Annotated in this window: 12 protein-coding genes and 6 tRNA genes; 4 read left to right on the forward strand and 14 right to left on the reverse strand. The window is 67.7% G+C overall.

Going from position 1 to position 17,492, the window contains the following annotated elements; translation table 11 throughout:
* Positions 1 to 15: 15 nt before the first annotated feature.
* The 13 genes from EV671_RS10400 to EV671_RS10460 all read right to left on the reverse strand — a co-directional run bounded on the left by EV671_RS10400 (position 16) and on the right by EV671_RS10460 (position 12,528).
* Positions 16 to 1,137: a tyrosine-type recombinase/integrase gene (locus tag EV671_RS10400; RefSeq protein ID WP_132571249.1), complete on the reverse strand. Its 1,122-nt coding sequence runs from the start codon at positions 1,135 to 1,137 to the stop codon at positions 16 to 18.
* 186 nt (positions 1,138 to 1,323) lie between these two features.
* Positions 1,324 to 1,412, reverse strand: a tRNA-Leu gene (locus EV671_RS10405).
* Positions 1,413 to 1,481: 69 nt separating this feature from the next.
* Positions 1,482 to 1,557: transfer RNA gene (locus EV671_RS10410), tRNA-Gly, on the reverse strand.
* Positions 1,558 to 1,605: 48 nt separating this feature from the next.
* Positions 1,606 to 1,681: transfer RNA gene (locus EV671_RS10415), tRNA-Gly, on the reverse strand.
* A gap of 14 nt (positions 1,682 to 1,695) precedes the next feature.
* A tRNA-Cys gene (locus EV671_RS10420) sits at positions 1,696 to 1,769 on the reverse strand.
* Positions 1,770 to 1,843: 74 nt separating this feature from the next.
* A tRNA-Gly gene (locus EV671_RS10425) sits at positions 1,844 to 1,919 on the reverse strand.
* A 96-nt stretch (positions 1,920 to 2,015) separates the two neighbouring features.
* Positions 2,016 to 4,430 (reverse strand): endopeptidase La, encoded by a 2,415-nt coding sequence (gene lon, locus EV671_RS10430; protein WP_132571250.1) that lies wholly within the window; start codon positions 4,428 to 4,430, stop codon positions 2,016 to 2,018.
* A 70-nt stretch (positions 4,431 to 4,500) separates the two neighbouring features.
* A complete protein-coding gene (gene clpX, locus EV671_RS10435) occupies positions 4,501 to 5,772 on the reverse strand; it encodes an ATP-dependent Clp protease ATP-binding subunit ClpX (RefSeq protein ID WP_132571251.1) in 1,272 nt (423 codons plus the stop codon).
* A 123-nt stretch (positions 5,773 to 5,895) separates the two neighbouring features.
* Positions 5,896 to 6,504, reverse strand: coding sequence for an ATP-dependent Clp endopeptidase proteolytic subunit ClpP (gene clpP / locus EV671_RS10440; RefSeq protein ID WP_132571252.1), 609 nt, complete (start codon positions 6,502 to 6,504; stop codon positions 5,896 to 5,898).
* Between the two features lie 111 nt (positions 6,505 to 6,615).
* On the reverse strand, positions 6,616 to 7,929 hold the full coding sequence (gene tig, locus EV671_RS10445) for a trigger factor (RefSeq protein ID WP_132571253.1): 1,314 nt from the start codon (positions 7,927 to 7,929) through the stop codon (positions 6,616 to 6,618).
* 28 nt (positions 7,930 to 7,957) lie between these two features.
* Positions 7,958 to 8,044: transfer RNA gene (locus EV671_RS10450), tRNA-Leu, on the reverse strand.
* Positions 8,045 to 8,187: 143 nt separating this feature from the next.
* The gene (locus EV671_RS10455; RefSeq protein WP_132571254.1) at positions 8,188 to 11,379 is read right to left on the reverse strand and encodes an efflux RND transporter permease subunit; all 3,192 of its coding nucleotides are present in this window, start codon (positions 11,377 to 11,379) and stop codon (positions 8,188 to 8,190) included.
* A 12-nt stretch (positions 11,380 to 11,391) separates the two neighbouring features.
* The gene (locus tag EV671_RS10460) at positions 11,392 to 12,528 is read right to left on the reverse strand and encodes an efflux RND transporter periplasmic adaptor subunit (RefSeq protein ID WP_132571255.1); all 1,137 of its coding nucleotides are present in this window, start codon (positions 12,526 to 12,528) and stop codon (positions 11,392 to 11,394) included.
* A gap of 143 nt (positions 12,529 to 12,671) precedes the next feature.
* Here EV671_RS10460 and hpnC point away from each other — a divergent pair, with 143 nt between their 5' ends.
* The 3 genes from hpnC to hpnE are packed head-to-tail and all read left to right on the forward strand — an operon-like array spanning position 12,672 to position 15,633.
* Entirely contained in the window at positions 12,672 to 13,496 is an 825-nt protein-coding gene (gene hpnC, locus EV671_RS10465) for a squalene synthase HpnC (RefSeq protein ID WP_132571256.1), read from the forward strand.
* The gene (gene hpnD, locus EV671_RS10470; protein WP_132571257.1) at positions 13,493 to 14,341 is read left to right on the forward strand and encodes a presqualene diphosphate synthase HpnD; all 849 of its coding nucleotides are present in this window, start codon (positions 13,493 to 13,495) and stop codon (positions 14,339 to 14,341) included. The genes hpnC and hpnD overlap by 4 nt, the downstream gene beginning before the upstream one ends.
* A complete protein-coding gene (hpnE, locus tag EV671_RS10475) occupies positions 14,338 to 15,633 on the forward strand; it encodes a hydroxysqualene dehydroxylase HpnE (RefSeq protein ID WP_132571258.1) in 1,296 nt (431 codons plus the stop codon). Before hpnD ends, hpnE begins: the two co-directional genes overlap by 4 nt.
* On the opposite strand, the gene EV671_RS10480 is transcribed toward hpnE, so the two are convergent.
* Positions 15,552 to 16,565 (reverse strand): TIGR03790 family protein, encoded by a 1,014-nt coding sequence (locus EV671_RS10480; protein WP_243655676.1) that lies wholly within the window; start codon positions 16,563 to 16,565, stop codon positions 15,552 to 15,554. The genes hpnE and EV671_RS10480 overlap by 82 nt on opposite strands.
* 145 nt (positions 16,566 to 16,710) lie before the next feature.
* Here EV671_RS10480 and EV671_RS10485 point away from each other — a divergent pair, with 145 nt between their 5' ends.
* Positions 16,711 to 17,481, forward strand: a complete 771-nt coding sequence (locus EV671_RS10485; RefSeq protein ID WP_132571260.1) for an IclR family transcriptional regulator — start codon at positions 16,711 to 16,713, stop codon at positions 17,479 to 17,481.
* The last annotated feature ends 11 nt before the right edge of the window (positions 17,482 to 17,492 follow it).

The raw sequence follows: 17,492 nt of genomic DNA on the forward strand, positions 1-17,492 counted from the left end.
CGTCACTCAGGCACCTCACTCAGGGTGTCCGCGATCGCCTGGAACACTGTCCGCGATCAGCCTGGAATGGGTGTCCGCGATCAGTGGAATACGCATGCGCGCCATTGCGCGGAAGCCGTGAGGCGTCATCTCGCCGTTGCCGTAGCCCAGGCGGCGCAGCGCCGTGCGGACGGTGTTCTCGCTCATGCAGCGCTCGCCGGTCAGCAGCGACGGGAAGACGTAGCGGCCATGCCCGGTCAGCGGCTGCAGGTCCTTGAGCGCTTCCACCGCCTGCGTTGCCAGCGGAACGAGGTGCGGCCGGCCGTTGACCTTGCCGTGGACGGTACGCTTCATCTTGGCCGCGGGGATGGTCCACAAGCCGGCCTCCAGGTCGACCTCTGCCCACTCCATCGCGCGGATGTTCCCGGGGCGCTGGAACAACAACGCCGACAGCATTAGCGCCGCCCGGGTCGCCGGCTGGCCCTTGTAGGTGTCCAGGGCCCGCATCAGCTCACCCACCTGGGCTGGCTCCAGGATGGCCGCCATGTGCTTGACGTTGTGGGCGCCGAGGGCGCCACGCAGATCGGCGGCGGGGTTGCCAGCGCAGCGGCCGGTGGCGATGCCGAACTTGAAGACCTGGCCGGCGTAGCCGCGCAGGTCGTGAGCGATCTGTGTCGCGCCGCGGGCCTCGACCCGGCGGATAACCTCCAGCAGCAGCGGTGCCGTCAGTTCCCCCAGGGGAACAGCGCCGATCCGGGGGAACAGGTCCTTCTCGACATTGCGCAGCCAGTGCTTCGCGTGGTTCTCGCTCCAGCCCTTGGCTTGGCTGGCGTGGAACTCCCGGGCGACAGCCTCGAACGTCTGGGCGCCGCTGGCCTGCGCGGCCACACGCTCCACTCGACGGGCCTGGACCGGGTCGGTGCCCGCCTCACGCGTCTTGCGGGCCTTGTCGCGGCCTTCCCGGGCCTCCTTGAGGCTCACGCCGGGGTAGTTCCCCAGGGCCAGGCGCTTCTCCTTGCCGCCGAAGCGGTACTTCACGAACCAGCGCTTCGAGCCCGTCGCCGCCACCTCCAGGTATAGGCCACCGGCATCGGCCAATCGGGCTCGGGCTTTGTCAGGCGGGCAACTCGCGTTGCGGCAGGCGGCGTCAGTGAGCATGGGGGAACACCTTGGGGGAACGATTTACCCCCAGGCGGGGGAATTTCGATTCGTTCCCCCGAATTTTCCCCCTGTTCCCCCGCTCTGTAAAGAGCCCTTGTGAGCGGACGTGACATGAAAAACGCGCCTAAGTCGTTGATCAACCTAGGCGCGTGAGCGGACGTGAGCGGTCCTGATCTTCTAATTTGGTGCCCGGGACGGGACTTGAACCCGTACGCCCCTTTCGAGGCGGCGGATTTTAAGTCCGCTGCGTTTACCGATTTCGCCACCCGGGCGGCGGGCGGATTATCCAGGGCCGCGCAAAAGAAAACGGGAGATCCGATGACTCGAATCTCCCGTGAATTTGGAGCGGGTAACGAGGCTCGAACTCGTGACCTCAACCTTGGCAAGGTTGCGCTCTACCAACTGAGCTACACCCGCGCATTTCGTTTCGCCTTGCGGCCAAACATCGGTGCGACCGATTTTTACTGGAGCGGGTAACGAGGCTCGAACTCGTGACCTCAACCTTGGCAAGGTTGCGCTCTACCAACTGAGCTACACCCGCATGGTGTCTATTTCTGGAGGCGCGATCCGGAGTCGAACCGGACTAACCGGATTTGCAATCCGGGGCATAACCGCTTTGCTATCGCGCCGCCGTAAACCCAATCAAGGCCGTTGGTGCGACCTTGATGAAAAAGGGAAGCCGGGGCTTCCCTTCTCTAAAAACTGGAGCGGGTAACGAGGCTCGAACTCGTGACCTCAACCTTGGCAAGGTTGCGCTCTACCAACTGAGCTACACCCGCATTGCTTTCGCAATTATCACCAGATCGTTTTAGCGATCTAGCGAAGCTGGCATTGTAATCCATTTTTTGCCCGGATGACAAGCCAGCGGCACTTCATCAGTGAGGCACCGCCGCGCTCTTGGCCGCGCCCTCTTCCGGCTTGGCCGCTGCGACGGGGACTTCCTCGTCGGGCAGCGGCGTCGGCACGGCTTCCAGCGCCACTTCGAGCACACGCTCGATCCAGCGCACCGGCACGATCTCGAGCTGGTTCTTCACGTTCTCCGGAATGTCCTGCAGGTCCTTGACGTTCTCTTCCGGGATCATCACGGTCTTGATGCCGCCGCGATGGGCCGCGAGCAGTTTCTCCTTCAGGCCGCCGATGGCCGTGACCTCGCCGCGCAGCGTGATCTCGCCGGTCATCGCGACGTCCGCGCGCACCGGGATGCCGGTCAGCGCCGACACGAAGGCCGTCGTCATCGCCGCACCCGCGCTCGGGCCGTCCTTGGGCGTCGCGCCATCGGGCACGTGAACGTGCACGTCGCGCTTCTCGAACACCTCGTCCTTGATGCCCAGGCGGCGGGCGCGCGAGCGCACCACGGTGCGCGCGGCCTCGACGGACTCCTTCATCACATCGCCCAGCGAGCCGGTGCGGATGATGTTGCCCTTGCCCGGCATCGCGGTGGCCTCGATGGTCAGCAGGTCGCCGCCCACCTCGGTCCATGCCAGGCCGACGACCTGACCGACCTGGTTCTTCTTCTCGGCGCGGCCGAAGTCGTACTTGCGCACGCCGAGGAAGTCGTTGAGGTTGTCTTCGGTGACGACGACCTTGCCCTCGTAGGTCTTGAGCTGGATGCCCTTGACCACCTTGCGGCAGATCTTGGACATCTCGCGCTCGAGCGAACGCACACCGGCCTCACGCGTGTAGTAGCGGATGACGCCGCGGATGGCCGACTCGGTGACTTCCAGTTCCTCGTCTGCCACGCCGTTGTTCTTGCGCTGCTTGGGCAACAGATAGGTCTGGGCGATGTTGACCTTCTCGTCCTCGGTGTAGCCCGACAGGCGGATGACTTCCATGCGGTCCAGCAGGGCCGGCGGAATGTTCATCGAGTTGGACGTGGCGACGAACATCACGTCGGACAGGTCGAAGTCGACCTCGATGTAGTGGTCGCCGAAGGTGTGGTTCTGCTCGGGGTCCAGCACCTCCAGCAGGGCCGAGGACGGGTCGCCGCGGAAGTCCATGCCCAGCTTGTCGATCTCGTCGAGCAGGAACAGTGGGTTGCGCGTACCGACCTTGGTCAGCGACTGCAACACCTTGCCCGGCATGGAGCCGATATAGGTGCGGCGGTGGCCGCGGATCTCGGCCTCGTCGCGCACGCCGCCCAGCGCCATGCGGACGAACTTGCGGCCGGTGGCGCGGGCCACGCTCTGGCCGAGCGAGGTCTTGCCGACGCCCGGAGGGCCGACCAGGCACAGGATGGGCGCCTTGAGCTTGTCGACGCGTTGCTGCACCGCGAGATATTCGAGGATGCGGTCCTTGACCTTCTCGAGGCCGTAGTGGTCTTCGTTCAGCACGTCCTCGGCGTTCTTGAGGTCGTGCTTGATCTTGGTCTTCTTGCTCCAGGGCAGGTTGACCAGGGTGTCGATGTAGTTGCGCACCACCGTCGCCTCGGCGGACATCGGCGACATCAGCTTGAGCTTCTTCAACTCGGCGTCGGCCTTCTTGCGGGCCTCCTTGGGCATCTTGGCGGCGAGGATCTTCTTCTCGAGCTCCTCCATGTCGGCGCCGTCCTCGCCGTCGCCCAGTTCCTTCTGGATGGCCTTGACCTGCTCGTTCAGGTAGTACTCGCGCTGGCTCTTCTCCATCTGACGCTTGACGCGGCCACGGATGCGCTTTTCCACCTGCAGGATGTCGACCTCGTGCTCGAGCAGGTCGAGCAGCTTCTCCAGGCGCTTGGCCACGTCGGCCAGGTCCAGCACGGCCTGCTTGGCGTCGAGCTTGAGCGGCAGGTGGGCGGCGATGGTGTCGGCGAGGCGGCCCGGGTCGTCGATGCCGCCGATGGACGTGAGGATCTCGGGCGGGATCTTCTTGTTGAGCTTGACGTACTGGTCGAACTGCTGCGTGACGGCGCGGCGCAGGGCTTCGACCTCGGGCGCATGCTCGGTCTCGGGCGGGATGGGCGAGACCTCGGCGACGAAGTGCTCGCCGGGCTCGGTGATGGAACTCGTCGTGGCGCGCTGCAGGCCCTCGACGAGCACCTTCACCGTGCCGTCGGGCAGCTTCAGCATCTGCAGGATGCTGGAGACGCAGCCGACCTCGAACATGTCTTCGGGCTTGGGCTCGTCCTTGCCGGCGGCCTTCTGGGCGACCAGCATGATCTGGCGGCCGGCTTCCATCGCCGCTTCCAGAGCCTTGATGGACTTGGGGCGCCCGACGAACAGCGGGATGACCATGTGCGGGAAGACGACGACGTCACGCAGCGGCAGCAGCGGCAGCGTGATCGGATCGGCGGGGAGGATGGGATGTCCGGACATGAAGACCTCTCTTTCTCAGGCCGATATCGGGCCTGAGGGGGCGATTGCAAGTTGAGGGCTCAGAGAGTGCTCAGGCACTCGCCTTGGCTTGCTCGCGGTAGACCAGCAAGGGGCGTGCCGATGCGTCCTCGATGTTGTGCTCGTCCAGCACGACCTTCTCGACGCCGTCCAGCGCGGGCAGGTCGAACATGGTGTCGATCAGCGACTGCTCCATGATGGATCGCAGGCCGCGGGCACCGGTCTTGCGGGCCAGGGCCTTGCGGGCGATGGCGGCCAGAGCCGGCTTGCGGATCTCGAGCTCGACGCCGTCCATCTCGAACAGCTGCTGGTATTGCTTGACCAGCGCGTTCTTGGGCTCGGTCAGGATCTGCACCAGCGCGTCCTCGGTCAGCTCGCCCAGCGTCGCGACGACGGGCAGTCGGCCCACCAGTTCGGGAATGAGGCCGAACTTGATGATGTCCTCGGGTTCGCACTCGCGGAAGACTTCGGAGACGCGCTTCTCGCTCTTGCTCTTCACGGTGGCGCCGAAGCCGATGCCGGACTTCTCGCTGCGGTTCTGGATGACCTTCTCGAGGCCGTCGAAGGCGCCGCCGCAGATGAACAGGATGTTGGTCGTGTCGATCTGCAGGAAGTCCTGGTTGGGGTGCTTGCGCCCCCCCTGCGGCGGCACCGAGGCCATCGTGCCTTCGACCAGTTTCAGCAGGGCCTGCTGCACACCCTCGCCCGACACGTCGCGCGTGATGGACGGGTTGTCGGCCTTGCGCGAGATCTTGTCGATCTCGTCGATGTAGACGATGCCGCGCTGCGCCCGCTCGACGTCGTAATTGCAGTTCTGCAGCAGTTTCTGGATGATGTTCTCGACGTCCTCGCCGACATAGCCGGCCTCGGTCAGCGTGGTCGCGTCGGCGATCACGAAGGGCACGTTCAGCAGGCGCGCCAGCGTCTGCGCCAGCAACGTCTTGCCGGACCCGGTGGGGCCGATCAAGAGGATGTTGCTCTTGGACAGCTCGACCGAGTCCTTGCTCGTCGACATGTGGCGCAGGCGCTTGTAGTGGTTGTAGACCGCCACGGCCAGCGTGCGCTTGGCCACGTCCTGGCCGATGACGTACTGGTCGAGGCTGGCCTTGATCTCGCTGGGCGCGGGCAGGTCGGACTTGGCCGAACGCGCGGCCGGCGCCGGCGCCGGGATCTCGTCACGGACGATGTCGTTGCAAAGCTCGATGCATTCATCGCAGATGAAGACGGACGGGCCGGCGATCAGCTTCTTGACCTCGTGCTGGCTTTTGCCGCAGAAGGAGCAGTACAGAACTTTCTCGCTGGAGGTGCCTTTTTTCTCGGCCATGAAACTGCTCTGTGAGAGGCGGGATGCCTCGAATGATGATAGTTCAAACGATCTCGGGGCCCCCGTGGGGATAAGGGCCCCGATTCCGCTGCGAATCCGGGGCCGCCAGCGGCCCCACGCACCTTACGGCCGGTGTTCCAGCACCTGGTCGACCAGGCCGTAGCCCTGGGCCTCGGCGGCAGACATGAAGTAATCACGCTCGGTGTCGGCCTGGATTTTCTCCAGGCTCTGGCCGGTGCGCTCGGCCAGGATGCGGTTCAAGGCGTCGCGCGTCTTCAGGATTTCACGCGCATGGATCTCGATATCGGTCGCCTGGCCCTGGGCGCCGCCCAGCGGCTGGTGGATCATGACCTTGGCGTTGGGCAGCGAGAAGCGCTTGCCCTTGGCGCCCGCCGCCAGCAGGAAGGCGCCCATGCTGGCCGCCATGCCCATGCACAGCGTGGAAACGTCCGGCTTGATGAACTGCATGGTGTCGTAGATGGACATGCCGGCCGACACGCTGCCCCCGGGGCTGTTGATGTAGAGCGAGATCTCCTTGTCGGGGTTCTCGCTCTCCAGGAAGAGCAGCTGGGCGACGACGAGGTTGGCCACCGCGTCATTGACCGGCCCGACCAGGAAGACGATGCGCTCGCGCAGCAGGCGCGAGTAGATGTCGTAGGCGCGCTCACCGCGACCGGAGGTTTCGATGACCATCGGCACGAGGCCGAGATTGCTGGTGTCGAGGGCGCTCATTCAGATCCTTGAAGACAAAGCGGTAGCAGCTGTTATGGGGGCGGATTATGGCCACGCAAGTAAAAAGGCGCCGGGCCTCACGGCGCGGCGCCTTCGTCAGGCGAAGGGCTCTCAGTTACCCGCGGCCATCAGCTCGTCGAACGGCAGGGCCTTGTCGGTCACCTTGGCCGTGGCCAGCACGAATTCCGTGACGTTGTTCTCGACGACGACGGCCTCGACCTCGGCCATGCGCTCACGGTCGCTCAGGTACCAGCGCATCACTTCGGCAGGCTTCTCGTAGCTCTGCGACAGCTCTTCGATGTGGGCCTGCAGCTGGGCGGGCTTGGCCTGCAGGTTGTTGGCGCGCACCAGTTCGGCGACGACCAGGCCCAGGCGCACGCGGCGCTCGGCCTGCGGCTTGAAGATGTCGGCGGGGATCTCGGCCTTGTCGGCATCCTTGACGCCGCGCTTCTTCAGGTCCTCGCGGGCTCCGGCGACCATGCGCTCGGCCTCGCCCTGCACCAGCGCGTTGGGCACATCCAGCTCGGAGGCGGCGACCAGCGCGTCCATCACGGCACCCTTGTTGCGGGCCAGCACGCGGAACTTCACCTCGCGCTCGAGGTTCTTCTTGATGTCGGCGCGCAGGGCGTCGACGGTGGCGTCCTTGATGCCGAGGGACTTGGCGAAGGCCTCGTTCACTTCGGGCAGGTGCTGGGCCTCGATCTTCTTGACGGTGACCAGGAAGTCGGCTTCCTTGCCGGCCACGTCCTTGCCGTGGTAGTCCTCGGGGAACTGCAGCGGGAAGGTCTTGCTCTCACCGGCCTTCATGCCGCGCACGGCGGCATCGAACTGCTCCAGCATCTGGCCTTCGCCGATCAGGAACTGGAAGCCCTCGGCCTTGCCGCCCTGGAAGGGCTCGCCGTCGATCTTGCCTTCGAAGTCGATGCTGACGCGGTCGCCGGCGGCGGCCACGTCGGCGGCGGCGCGCTGGGCGAAGCTGCGGCGCTGCTTGCGCAGGATCTCGACGGTCTTGTCGATGGCTTCCTCGGTCACGTCGCTGGTGACGCGCTCGACTTCACGGGCGGCCAGGTCGCCGATCTTGACTTCGGGGTAGACCTCGAAGGTGGCGTCGAAGGCCATCTGGCCCTCGGGAGCCTGGTCCTTCTGCTCGATGCGGGGCATGCCGGCCACGCGCAGTTGGGCTTCGTTGGCGGCGTTGTTGAAGGCGGCGCCGAGCTTGTCGTTGACGACCTCGTACTGCACCGAATAGCCGTAGCGCTGGGCGACGACGTTCATCGGCACCTTGCCGGGGCGGAAGCCGTCGGCCTTGACGGTGCGGGCCAGCTTCTTCAGACGGGCTTCGACTTCGCTGTTGATGTCAGCGGCCGCCACGTGCAGGGTGATGCGGCGTTCCAGCTTTTCAAGGGTTTCGACGGTGACGGCCATGATGGACTCGGGAACAGTTGAAGGACAGTGGTGCGCGGGGCCGGACTCGAACCGGCACGCCCGTGAAGGCGTCAGGACCTAAACCTGGTGCGTCTACCAATTTCGCCACCCGCGCAACGGGTTGGTTCTGATGGGGCTGCCTTGCAGGCAGGCCCTTAGAGACGATTCAGGCGATTCGGCAAACCGGCGATTGTAGCGACCCCGCGCGACCTGCCCGCCGCCCCCAGGGCGGGGGCGGCAAAAACCCTGAACGCAGGCTCAGGCCGGGTCGCCGATTTCCGTCGGCAGCTGGCTGTGCAGGCGGCTTTGCTCTTCTTCCTCGGGCCGCTCGACGCGGAACCAGGCCGCATACATGGCGGGCAGGGCCAGCAGCGTCAGCACCGTCGCGACGATGAGGCCGCCCATGATGGCCACGGCCATCGGCCCCCAGAACACGCTGCGCGACAGCGGGATCATGGCCAGCACGGCCGCCGCCGCCGTCAGCACGATGGGGCGGAAGCGCCGCACGGCGGACTCGACGATGGCCGACCAGTCCGGCACGCCGCGGGCCCGGTCCTGCTCGATCTGGTCGATCAGGATGACGGAGTTGCGCATGATCATGCCCATCAACGCGATGACACCCAGCAGCGCGACGAAGCCGAAGGGCCGGTTCAGCACCAGCAGGGCGATCGCGACGCCTGCAATACCCAGCGGACCGGTCAGGAAAACCAGCATCGCGCGGCTGAAGCTCTGCAACTGCAGCATCAGCAGCGTGAAGGTGATGAAGAGCATGACCGGCATGCCGGCGGCGATGGAGCCCTGCCCCTTGCTGCTCTCCTCCACGGCACCGGCAATCTCTATGTGGTAGCCGGTCGGCATCTGCTTCTGCAGTTCATCGAGCCTGGGCCAGACCTCCTGCGTGACCGTCGCGCCTTGCAGGCCTTCGACGACGTCGCCTTGCACCGTGACCGCGTAATTGCGGCCCTCGCGCCACATGACGCCGGGCTCCCAGTCGAAATCGACCTTGGCGACCTGCGCCAGCGGAATGGCACGGCCGGTGCTGGTAGGCACATAGGCACTGCCGAGGTCGGTGATCACGTTGCGCTCGTCGAGCGGCTGGCGCAGCACGATGTCGATGAGCTTGTCGGCTTCCCGGTACTGGCCGATGACGCTGCCCGACAGCAGCGTGTGTGCCGCCTGCGCCAGGCTCTGGCTCGTGACGCCCAACGCCCGGGCCTTGTCCTGGTCGACGTTCAGCCGCAAGACCTTGACGTTCTCGTTCCAGTTGTCGTTGACGCCGCGCATATTGGGGCTGGCGCGCAGGATGTCCTTGGCCTTGTCGGCCCAGTCGCGCACGACCTTGGGGTCGGCGCCCATCACGCGGAACTGCACGGGATACGGGACCGGGGGGCCGTTGGGCAGCAGCTTCACGCGGCCGCGCGCCTCCGGGAATTCCGCGGCCAGCACGGCCGGCAGCCGCTTGCGCAACGCCTCGCGCTCGACCAGGCCCTTGGACAGCAGGATGGACTGCATGACGTTGGTCTGCGGGAATATCTGGTCGAGCGGCAGGTAGAAACGCGGCACACCCGCACCCACCCAGGTCGTCACCGTGGCGACGCCCTGCTCCTTCAGCAGGCGCGCCTCGAAACGCTTGGCCAGGGCCTCGGTTTCCTGGATGGTCGAGCCTTCCGGCAGCCACAGGTCCACCAGCACCTCGGGACGGCTGGAGTCGGGGAAGAACTGCTGCTGCACCCGCGTCATGCCAAGCAACCCAAGCACGAACACCAGCAACGTGATGCCGATGGTCTTCCAGCGGTTCTCCACGCACCAGCGCACCAGGGCGCGGAAACGGTTGTAGAACGGCGTGTCGAAGAGTTCATGCACCTCGCCGCCTGCCGCATGCTTGCTCTTCAGCAGCAGCGCGCCGAGATAGGGCACGAAATAGACCGAGACGCACCAGGAGATGAGCAGGGAAGCCGCCGTCACGGCAAAGATGGCGAAGGTGTATTCGCCCACCGTCGACTTGGCCAGGCCGATGGGCAGGAAGCCCACCGCCGTGATCAACGTGCCGGTCAGCATGGGCATGGCCGTCACGTCGTAGGCGAAGGTGGCGGCGTGCATCTTGTCGTAGCCCTCTTCGAGCTTGCGCACCATCATCTCGACGGCAATGATGGCGTCGTCCACCAGCAGGCCCAGCGCGATGATCAGCGAGCCCAGCGAGATCTTGTGCAGGCCCACGCCCCAATAGAACATCGCGACGAAGGTGATCGCCAGCACCAGCGGGATCGTGATCGCGACGACCAGGCCGGGCCAGATGTCGATGCTGAACTTGTAGCCGGGCCGGATGTGCAGGCCCAGCGAGATGAAGCTGACCGCCAGCACGATGACGACGGCCTCGATCAGCACGTGCACGAACTCACCCACCGAGGTCGCCACGGCCTTGGGCTGGTCCTGGATCTGCTCGAGTTCGATGCCGCGTGGCAGGTCGCGCTCGATGGCCTTGGTCGCCACGCCCAGGGCCTTGCCCATCGCGATGATGTCGCCCCCCTTGGCCATCGACACGCCCAGCGCAAGCACCTCCTTGCCGTTGTGGCGCACCATCGTCGTCGGCGGGTCGACATACTCGCGCTTGATGTCGGCAATGTCTCCCAGACGCAGCTGGCTGGCCACGCCGGTGGCCGGGTTGACCGCGCGGATGGGCACATCGGCCAAGGCCTGCGGCGTCGTGAACTGGCCCTGCACGCGCATCTGGAAATTGGCGCTGCCAGCATTGAGCACCCCCGCGCCCTCGACGGCGTTCTGCGCGCCGATCTGGCCGATGACCTGGTTGAAATCCAGGCCCAGCTGGGCAAGGCGCTTCTGCGAGACCTCGATGAAGAGCTTCTCGGGCTGAATGCCGAAGATCTCGACCTTGGCCACGTCCTTGACCTGCAGCAGCGCCTGGCGCACGCGGTCGGCGTGCTCGCGCAACTCCTCGCGGCTGAAGCCGTCCGCCGACAGCGCATAGATCGAGCCGTAGACGTCGCCGAAGTCGTCGTTGAAGACCGGCCCGAGCACGCCCTGGGGCAGCGTCGAGCGCATGTCGTTGACCTTCTTGCGCACCTGGTAGAACGCGTCGGGCACGTCCTTGGGCGGCGTGTTGTCCTTGAGCTGGAAGAGCGTCAGCGACTCGCCGGGCTTGGTGTAGGAGCGGATCTTGTCCGCGTGGTTGACCTCCTGCAGCGTCTTCTCGATCTTGTCGGTCACCTGGTCGGCCATCTGCTGCGCCGTGGCGCCGGGCCAGAAGGCCTGGACCACCATGATGCGGAAGGTGAACGGCGGGTCCTCGTCCTGGCCGAGCTGGAAATAGGCCGCAAAGCCCATCAGCATCAGCACCACCATCAGATAGCGCGTCAGCGCTGGATGCTCCAGCGCCCAGCGCGAGACATTGAAGCCTTCGGCCACGGCGGCCTTGTTCGGAGGGATGTTCATGCGCGCCCCGACTCAGCGAGAGGCTGCGGGAGCCGCAGGCGCTGCGACGGCGGTCGTGCGCGGCGGCACGTAGCGCTTGACCTTCTGGCCTGGGTTCAGCACATGCACGCCGGCCACGACGACCTCCTGGCCGGCATTCAGGCCGCCGGCGATGACGACCTCGTTGCCATCGGCGCCACCCACCCGCACGGCCACCGGCTTCACCGTCATCGACGCCCCGTCCAGCACCCAGACCGAGGTCTTGCCGGCCTGCTGCATCACGGCCGCCAGCGGCAGCTTGATGATGCCGGCCATTTGCGGCAGGTCCAGCACCACAGTGGCGGACTGGCCCAGCTTCACGTCCAGCTTGCCGGCATCGGCCTTGATGAGAAAGGTGCGCGTGACCGGGTCCGCCGCGGCGGCCACCTCGCGCAGGGTCAGCGGCGCGGTCTTGTCGCTGCCCCACAGGCGCACCTTCAGCGCGCCCGGCTGGCTGGCCGCGGCCCTGACCCGGTTGATCTGGTCCTCGGGCACCGAGAAGACGATGTCGCGCGGGCCGTCCAGCGCCACACGCACGACCGGCGTGCCGGCGGCCAGCACCTGGCCCGGCTCGGCATCGATGCCGGTGACGACGCCGGCGCCATCGGCCAGCAGCTGGGCATAGCCGGCCTGGTTGCCTTGCACGTCGGCCTGGGCCTTGGCCTGTTCGAACTGGGCCTGGGCAGCCTTGAAGGCCGAGTCGCGTCGCTCCAGTTCGGCCACGCTGATGAAGCCCTGACGCTGCAGGTCGATGAAGCGCTTGTAGTCCTGCCCGGCCTGGTCGCGGTTGGTGCGCGCGGCGGCGACGGCGGCGGCGGCGGCGGCCTCGGCCAGCTTCAGGTCCTGGCCGTCGATGCGGGCCAGCAGTTGGCCGGCCTTGACGGTGTCGCCCAGGTTCACCGCGCGGCTCAGCAGCTTGCCGCCGACGCGGAAGGACAGACGCGACTCGATGCGCGGCTTCACCTCGGCCGCATACTCATGGCTGGCGCCGGCCGTGCTGGCGCTGACGAGTTGGGTGCGCACCGCACGCTCCGGCTCGGGGGCGGCAGCCTGCTTGCCGCAGCCCGACATCAGGGCCGAAAGCAGGACCACCGACAACAGGGGCGGCGCGAGACGCAGAAGATGGGGCATGCAGACCTCAACAGGGTAAAACCGCGGGCCCCAAAATTAGTGACCGGCGGGTCAGTAATGTATTCAGACCCCGGGACAGCTGTCAAACCTCGCGGAATTTCGCTGGAATATCACGGCTTTGCAAGCGAAACTTGAGAACGGACTTGAGCGTCGACCACTACGAGAACTTCCCCGTCGCGTCCCTGCTGTGCCCGCCGGCACTGCGGCCGGCGGTCGTCGCGATCTACCACTTCGCCCGCACGGCCGACGACCTGGCCGACGAGGGCGACGCGACCCCGGCGGAGCGCGTGCAGGCCCTGCGCGACTACCGCGCCGACCTGGCCGCCGTCGTCGCGGGCAGCCCCGCCTCTGCGCGCTGGGCGCGCGTCTACACGCCGCTGGCGCGCGAGCTGCACCGGCTGCAGCCCCCGCTGCTGCACGACCTCCTCGACGCCTTCGAGCAGGACCTGGACCCGCCGCGCTACCGCGACCGCGCCCAACTGCTGGACTATTGCCGCCGCTCGGCCAATCCGGTCGGCCGCCTGCTGCTGGGCCTGTACGGCGTGGGCGACGCGGCCTCGCTGGGTCGCTCGGACGCGATCTGCTCGGCGCTGCAGTTGATCAACTTCTGGCAGGACTTCAGCCGCGACGGCCCGAATGGCCGGCTCTACGTGCCGCAGGACGACCTGGAAGGCCACGGCATCAGCGCCGAGGACGTGCTCGCCTGCCGCGACAGCCTTGCGGCACGGGCGCTGATCGCCGACCTCTGCGGCTGGGCGCGCGGGCTGATGCTGGAAGGCGCACCGCTGGCGCACACGCTGCCCGGCCGTGCCGGCTGGGAGCTGCGCTTGGTCGTGCAAGGCGGCCTGGCCATCCTCGACAAGATCGAGACCCGCGGCCACGACAGCCTGCTGCACCGCCCGGCGCTGTCGGCATGGGACTTTCCGCGCCTGCTGTGGCGTGCCCTGACAATGCGCCGCACATCATGAGCCCCGAGCAATACGTCCAGGACAAGGCCGCCGCCAGCGGTTCGAGCTTCTATTACGCCTTCCTCTTCCTGCCGCCGCCCCGGCGCGCGGCCATCACGGCCTTCTACGCCTTCTGCCGCGAGGTGGACGACGTGGTCGACGAGACCCAGGACGCCGGCGTCGCCGCGACCAAGCTGGCCTGGTGGCGCAAGGAAGCCGCCAGCGCCTTCGCCGGCCAGCCCACGCACCCGGTCATGAAGGCGCTGATGCCGCACACGGCCACCTACGGCATCCGGCTGGAGCACCTGAACGCCGTCATCGAAGGCTGCGAGATGGACCTGCAGCAAACGCGCTATCTCGACTTCGCCGGCCTGCAGCGCTATTGCCATCTGGTGGCCGGCATCGTCGGCGAAGTGGCCAGCAGCATCTTCGGCCGCACGCAGCCGCAGACGGTCGAATACGCCCACAAGCTGGGCCTGGCCATGCAGCTGACCAACATCATCCGCGACGTCGGCGACGACGCGCGGCGTGGGCGCATCTACCTGCCGGTGAACGAGCTGCAGCAGTTCGGCGTCAAGGCCAACGAGATCCTGCTGCGCAGCCAGCCCTGGGGTTACAGCGAGCGCTTCACGGCGCTGATGAAGTTCCAGGCCCAGCGCGCGCACAGTCTCTACGACGAGGCCCTGGCCCTGCTACCCGAGGCCGACCGCGCCGCGCAGAAGCCTGGCCTGATGATGGCCAACATCTACCGCGCCCTGCTCGTCGAGATCGAACGCGAGGGCTTCCAGGTGCTGCACCAGCGCATCGCGCTGACGCCGCTGCGCAAGCTGTGGATCGCGATGAAGACCAACTGGCGAGGCCGGTGAAGGTTGCCGTTGTCGGCGGCGGCTGGGCCGGCATCGCGGCAGCCGTTGCGCTGGCGGACGCCGGCCACGACATCGCCGTCCTCGAGATGGCGCCACACATCGGCGGCCGCGCACGCAGCGTCGCGGGGGAGCCGCCCTACGACAACGGCCAGCACATCCTCATCGGCGCCTACCGCGACAGCCTCGCGCTGATGCGGCGCCTGGGCGTCGATCCCGGCACCGTGCTGAAGCGCCTGCCGCTGGCCCTGCCCTACCCCGGCGAGCCTGGCCTGTGCCTGCCGCCCGGCCCGCCGTTGGTCAGCTTCACGCGCGGCGTGCTCGCGCATCACGGCTGGCCGCTCTCCGCGCGCCTGGGCCTGCTCGCCGCGGCCGGTGGTTGGCTGGCACGCGGCTTTCGTTGCGATGAGGCGCTCAGCGTCGCCGAGCTCTGCGCCGGGCTGCCCGCGGCCGCCAGGCGCGACCTCGTCGAGCCCTTGTGCGTCGCCGCGCTGAACACACCCGCCCCGCAGGCCAGCGCCCGGGTCTTCCTGCGCGTGCTGAAGGATGCCCTGTTCAGCGGCGCCGACAGCGCCGACCTGCTGCTGCCGCGGCGGCCGCTGTCCGAACTGCTGGCCGGGCCGGCGACGGCCTGGCTCGGTGAACGCCTGCGTCTGGGCCGGCGCGTCCAGTCCATCACGCCCGGCTGGCGCGTCGATGGCGAGGCCTTCGATGCCGTCGTGCTGGCCTGCAGCAGCGTCGAGGCCGCGCGGCTGGCGGGGCCGCTGGCCCCCGCCTGGGCGGCGACGGCCCAGGCCCTGCGCTTCGAGCCCATCGTCACCGTCTACCTGCACAGCCCCGGCAGCGCCCTGCCCGCGCCGATGCTGGCGCTGCGCGAGGGGCCGCAAGCGCCGGCCCAGTTCGTGTTCGACCATGGCCAGCTCGGCGGTGCGCCGGGTCGCTTTGCCTTCGTCGTCAGTGGCGCGGCGCCCTGGGTCGAGCGGGGCGGCTGCGCCGAGGCCGTGCTGGCCCAGGCGCTGCGCGAGTTGAGCTGGGCCACTCCGCCCGTCATCGACCGGCTGCTCACCGAGAAGCGCGCCACCTTTGCCTGCACGCCGGGCCTGGCTCGGCCGCCGGCCCGCATCGCACCCGGGCTGTACGCGGCCGGCGACTACATCGCCGGGCCCTACCCCGCCACGCTGGAAGGCGCCGTGCGGGCCGGCCTCGCCGCGGCTCAGGGTGCGGCCGCAGACGCCGCCGGTGGCGGCACGGGCGCGAAGGGCGCCGCCAGCGGCTCGCCGACGAAGACGCCCTGAGCCGGCCAGGCGACGCTGTGCCAGTAGGCCTCCAGCGCGCTGACACCCTGGGCATAGGCCTGGATCAGCACCTGCGGATGCGGGAACTTCTGCAGATGGTTGCAGGGCTCGCTGACGGTGCCGTAGCTGGCCGTCGCGCCGGCGTCTATCCAGTCCAGGATGTTCATCTGCCCCTCGCCGGTCGGCCGCTCCAGCTGGCCGCCGAAGGAGGTCAGGTGGTCGGCCAGCGCGCCCGGCAGCCACTCGTGGGCCAGCGGGGCCGGCACGCGCGCCAGGCCGGTCTCGTAGACCAGGGTGCGGCGCAACTGGGGCAATGCATCGCTCTTCACGCGCCCCACATCGAAGCCGGTCACACCCGGCACGGCGCCGGCGGGCGGGAAGAGGCGTTCGCGCACATTGCGGTTGGCGTCCGGCGTCGCGGCCAGCCAGGCCATCGCGGGCTCGGCCGCGCCGGCCGCCAGCGTATGGTCGGACGCGATGCCGCGCTCGATCATCGCCATGGCCGCCGGCACCGAACGCGCCGCCAGCTGCATCGCCGGCCGCAGCCCGAGCACGATCCAGGGCCTGGCACCGAAGTAGCTGGCATAGGGGCTGGCCCGGGTCGGCGCGCAGCTCTGGGCGCAGACATCGGGCTGCAGGCCCATGCCGAGCGCGCTGGTCAGCGAATTGCACTCCACCGCATAGGGCTGGACCCAGGCCAGTGCCAGGCCGTTGACGCTCTCGGGCATCTGGCTGCGGATGGCCTGGTCCAGCGCCGCGAACTCCTCGCGCGTGAGGCTGGCCCGCTGCGGCAGCTGCACGCGCACGACCTGGGCCGGCGCTATGCCGCGGCGCCTGACGTAGTACTCGCCGATGGCGACCGAATAGGGATCGGCCGTATTGATGACGACGCCGAGTTCATTGGCCGTGATGCGCCCATACAGGCGAGGCATGCGGCCCCAGTGCGCGTCGCCGGGCGCTGGTTCGGCGGCCTGGCACACGGCGGCCCAGGCCAGGCAAAGGGCAGCTAGAGCTTGCCACTTAATGAACCCCGCTTTCGCCATACAAAACACCAGCAATCTCCCCCACAATGTCGGCATGAAATCCAAAGAGGCACGGCAGACCCCGGCGATCCAGGTGCTGGAGCGCATGTTCGCCCTGCTGGACGTGCTCGCCAGCCACCAGGACCCGGTGTCGCTGAAGGCCCTGTCCGAGGCGACCGGCCTGCACCCCTCGACGGCCCACCGCATTCTCAATGACCTGACCCTGGGCCGCTTCGTCGACCGCCCCGAGGCCGGCAGTTATCGCCTGGGCATGCGCATGCTGGAGCTGGGCAATCTCGTGAAGGCCCGGCTGGACGTGCGCGACGCGGCCCTGCCGGCCATGCGCGAGCTGCACAAGTTCACCCATCAGCCGGTCAACCTGTCGGTGCGCCAGGGCGACGAGATCGTCTACATCGAGCGCACCTACTCCGAGCGCTCCGGCATGCAGGTCGTGCGTGCCGTCGGTGGCCGCGCGCCGCTGCACCTCACCTCGGTCGGCAAGCTCTTCCTGTCCGGCGACGACAGCTCGCGCGTGCGCGCCTACGCGACGCGCACCGGCCTGTCGGGCCACACGCGCAACAGCCTCACCGACATCGGTGCCCTGGAGCGCGAGCTGGCCACGGTGCGCCAGCGCGGCATCGCCCGTGACGACGAGGAACTGGAGCTGGGCGTGCGCTGCATGGCGGCCGGCATCTACGACGACCAGTCCAAGCTGGTGGCCGGCCTGTCGATCTCGGCGCCAGCCGACCGGCTCGAGGAAAGCTGGGTCGTGCGGCTGAAGGAAACTGCCGCGCAGATCTCGGCGGCCCTGGGCTACCGGGCCTGAAACGCAAACGC

This window comes from Roseateles saccharophilus (assembly GCF_004342485.1).
GTDB classification, from domain to species: Bacteria; Pseudomonadota; Gammaproteobacteria; order Burkholderiales; family Burkholderiaceae_C; genus Pelomonas; species Pelomonas saccharophila.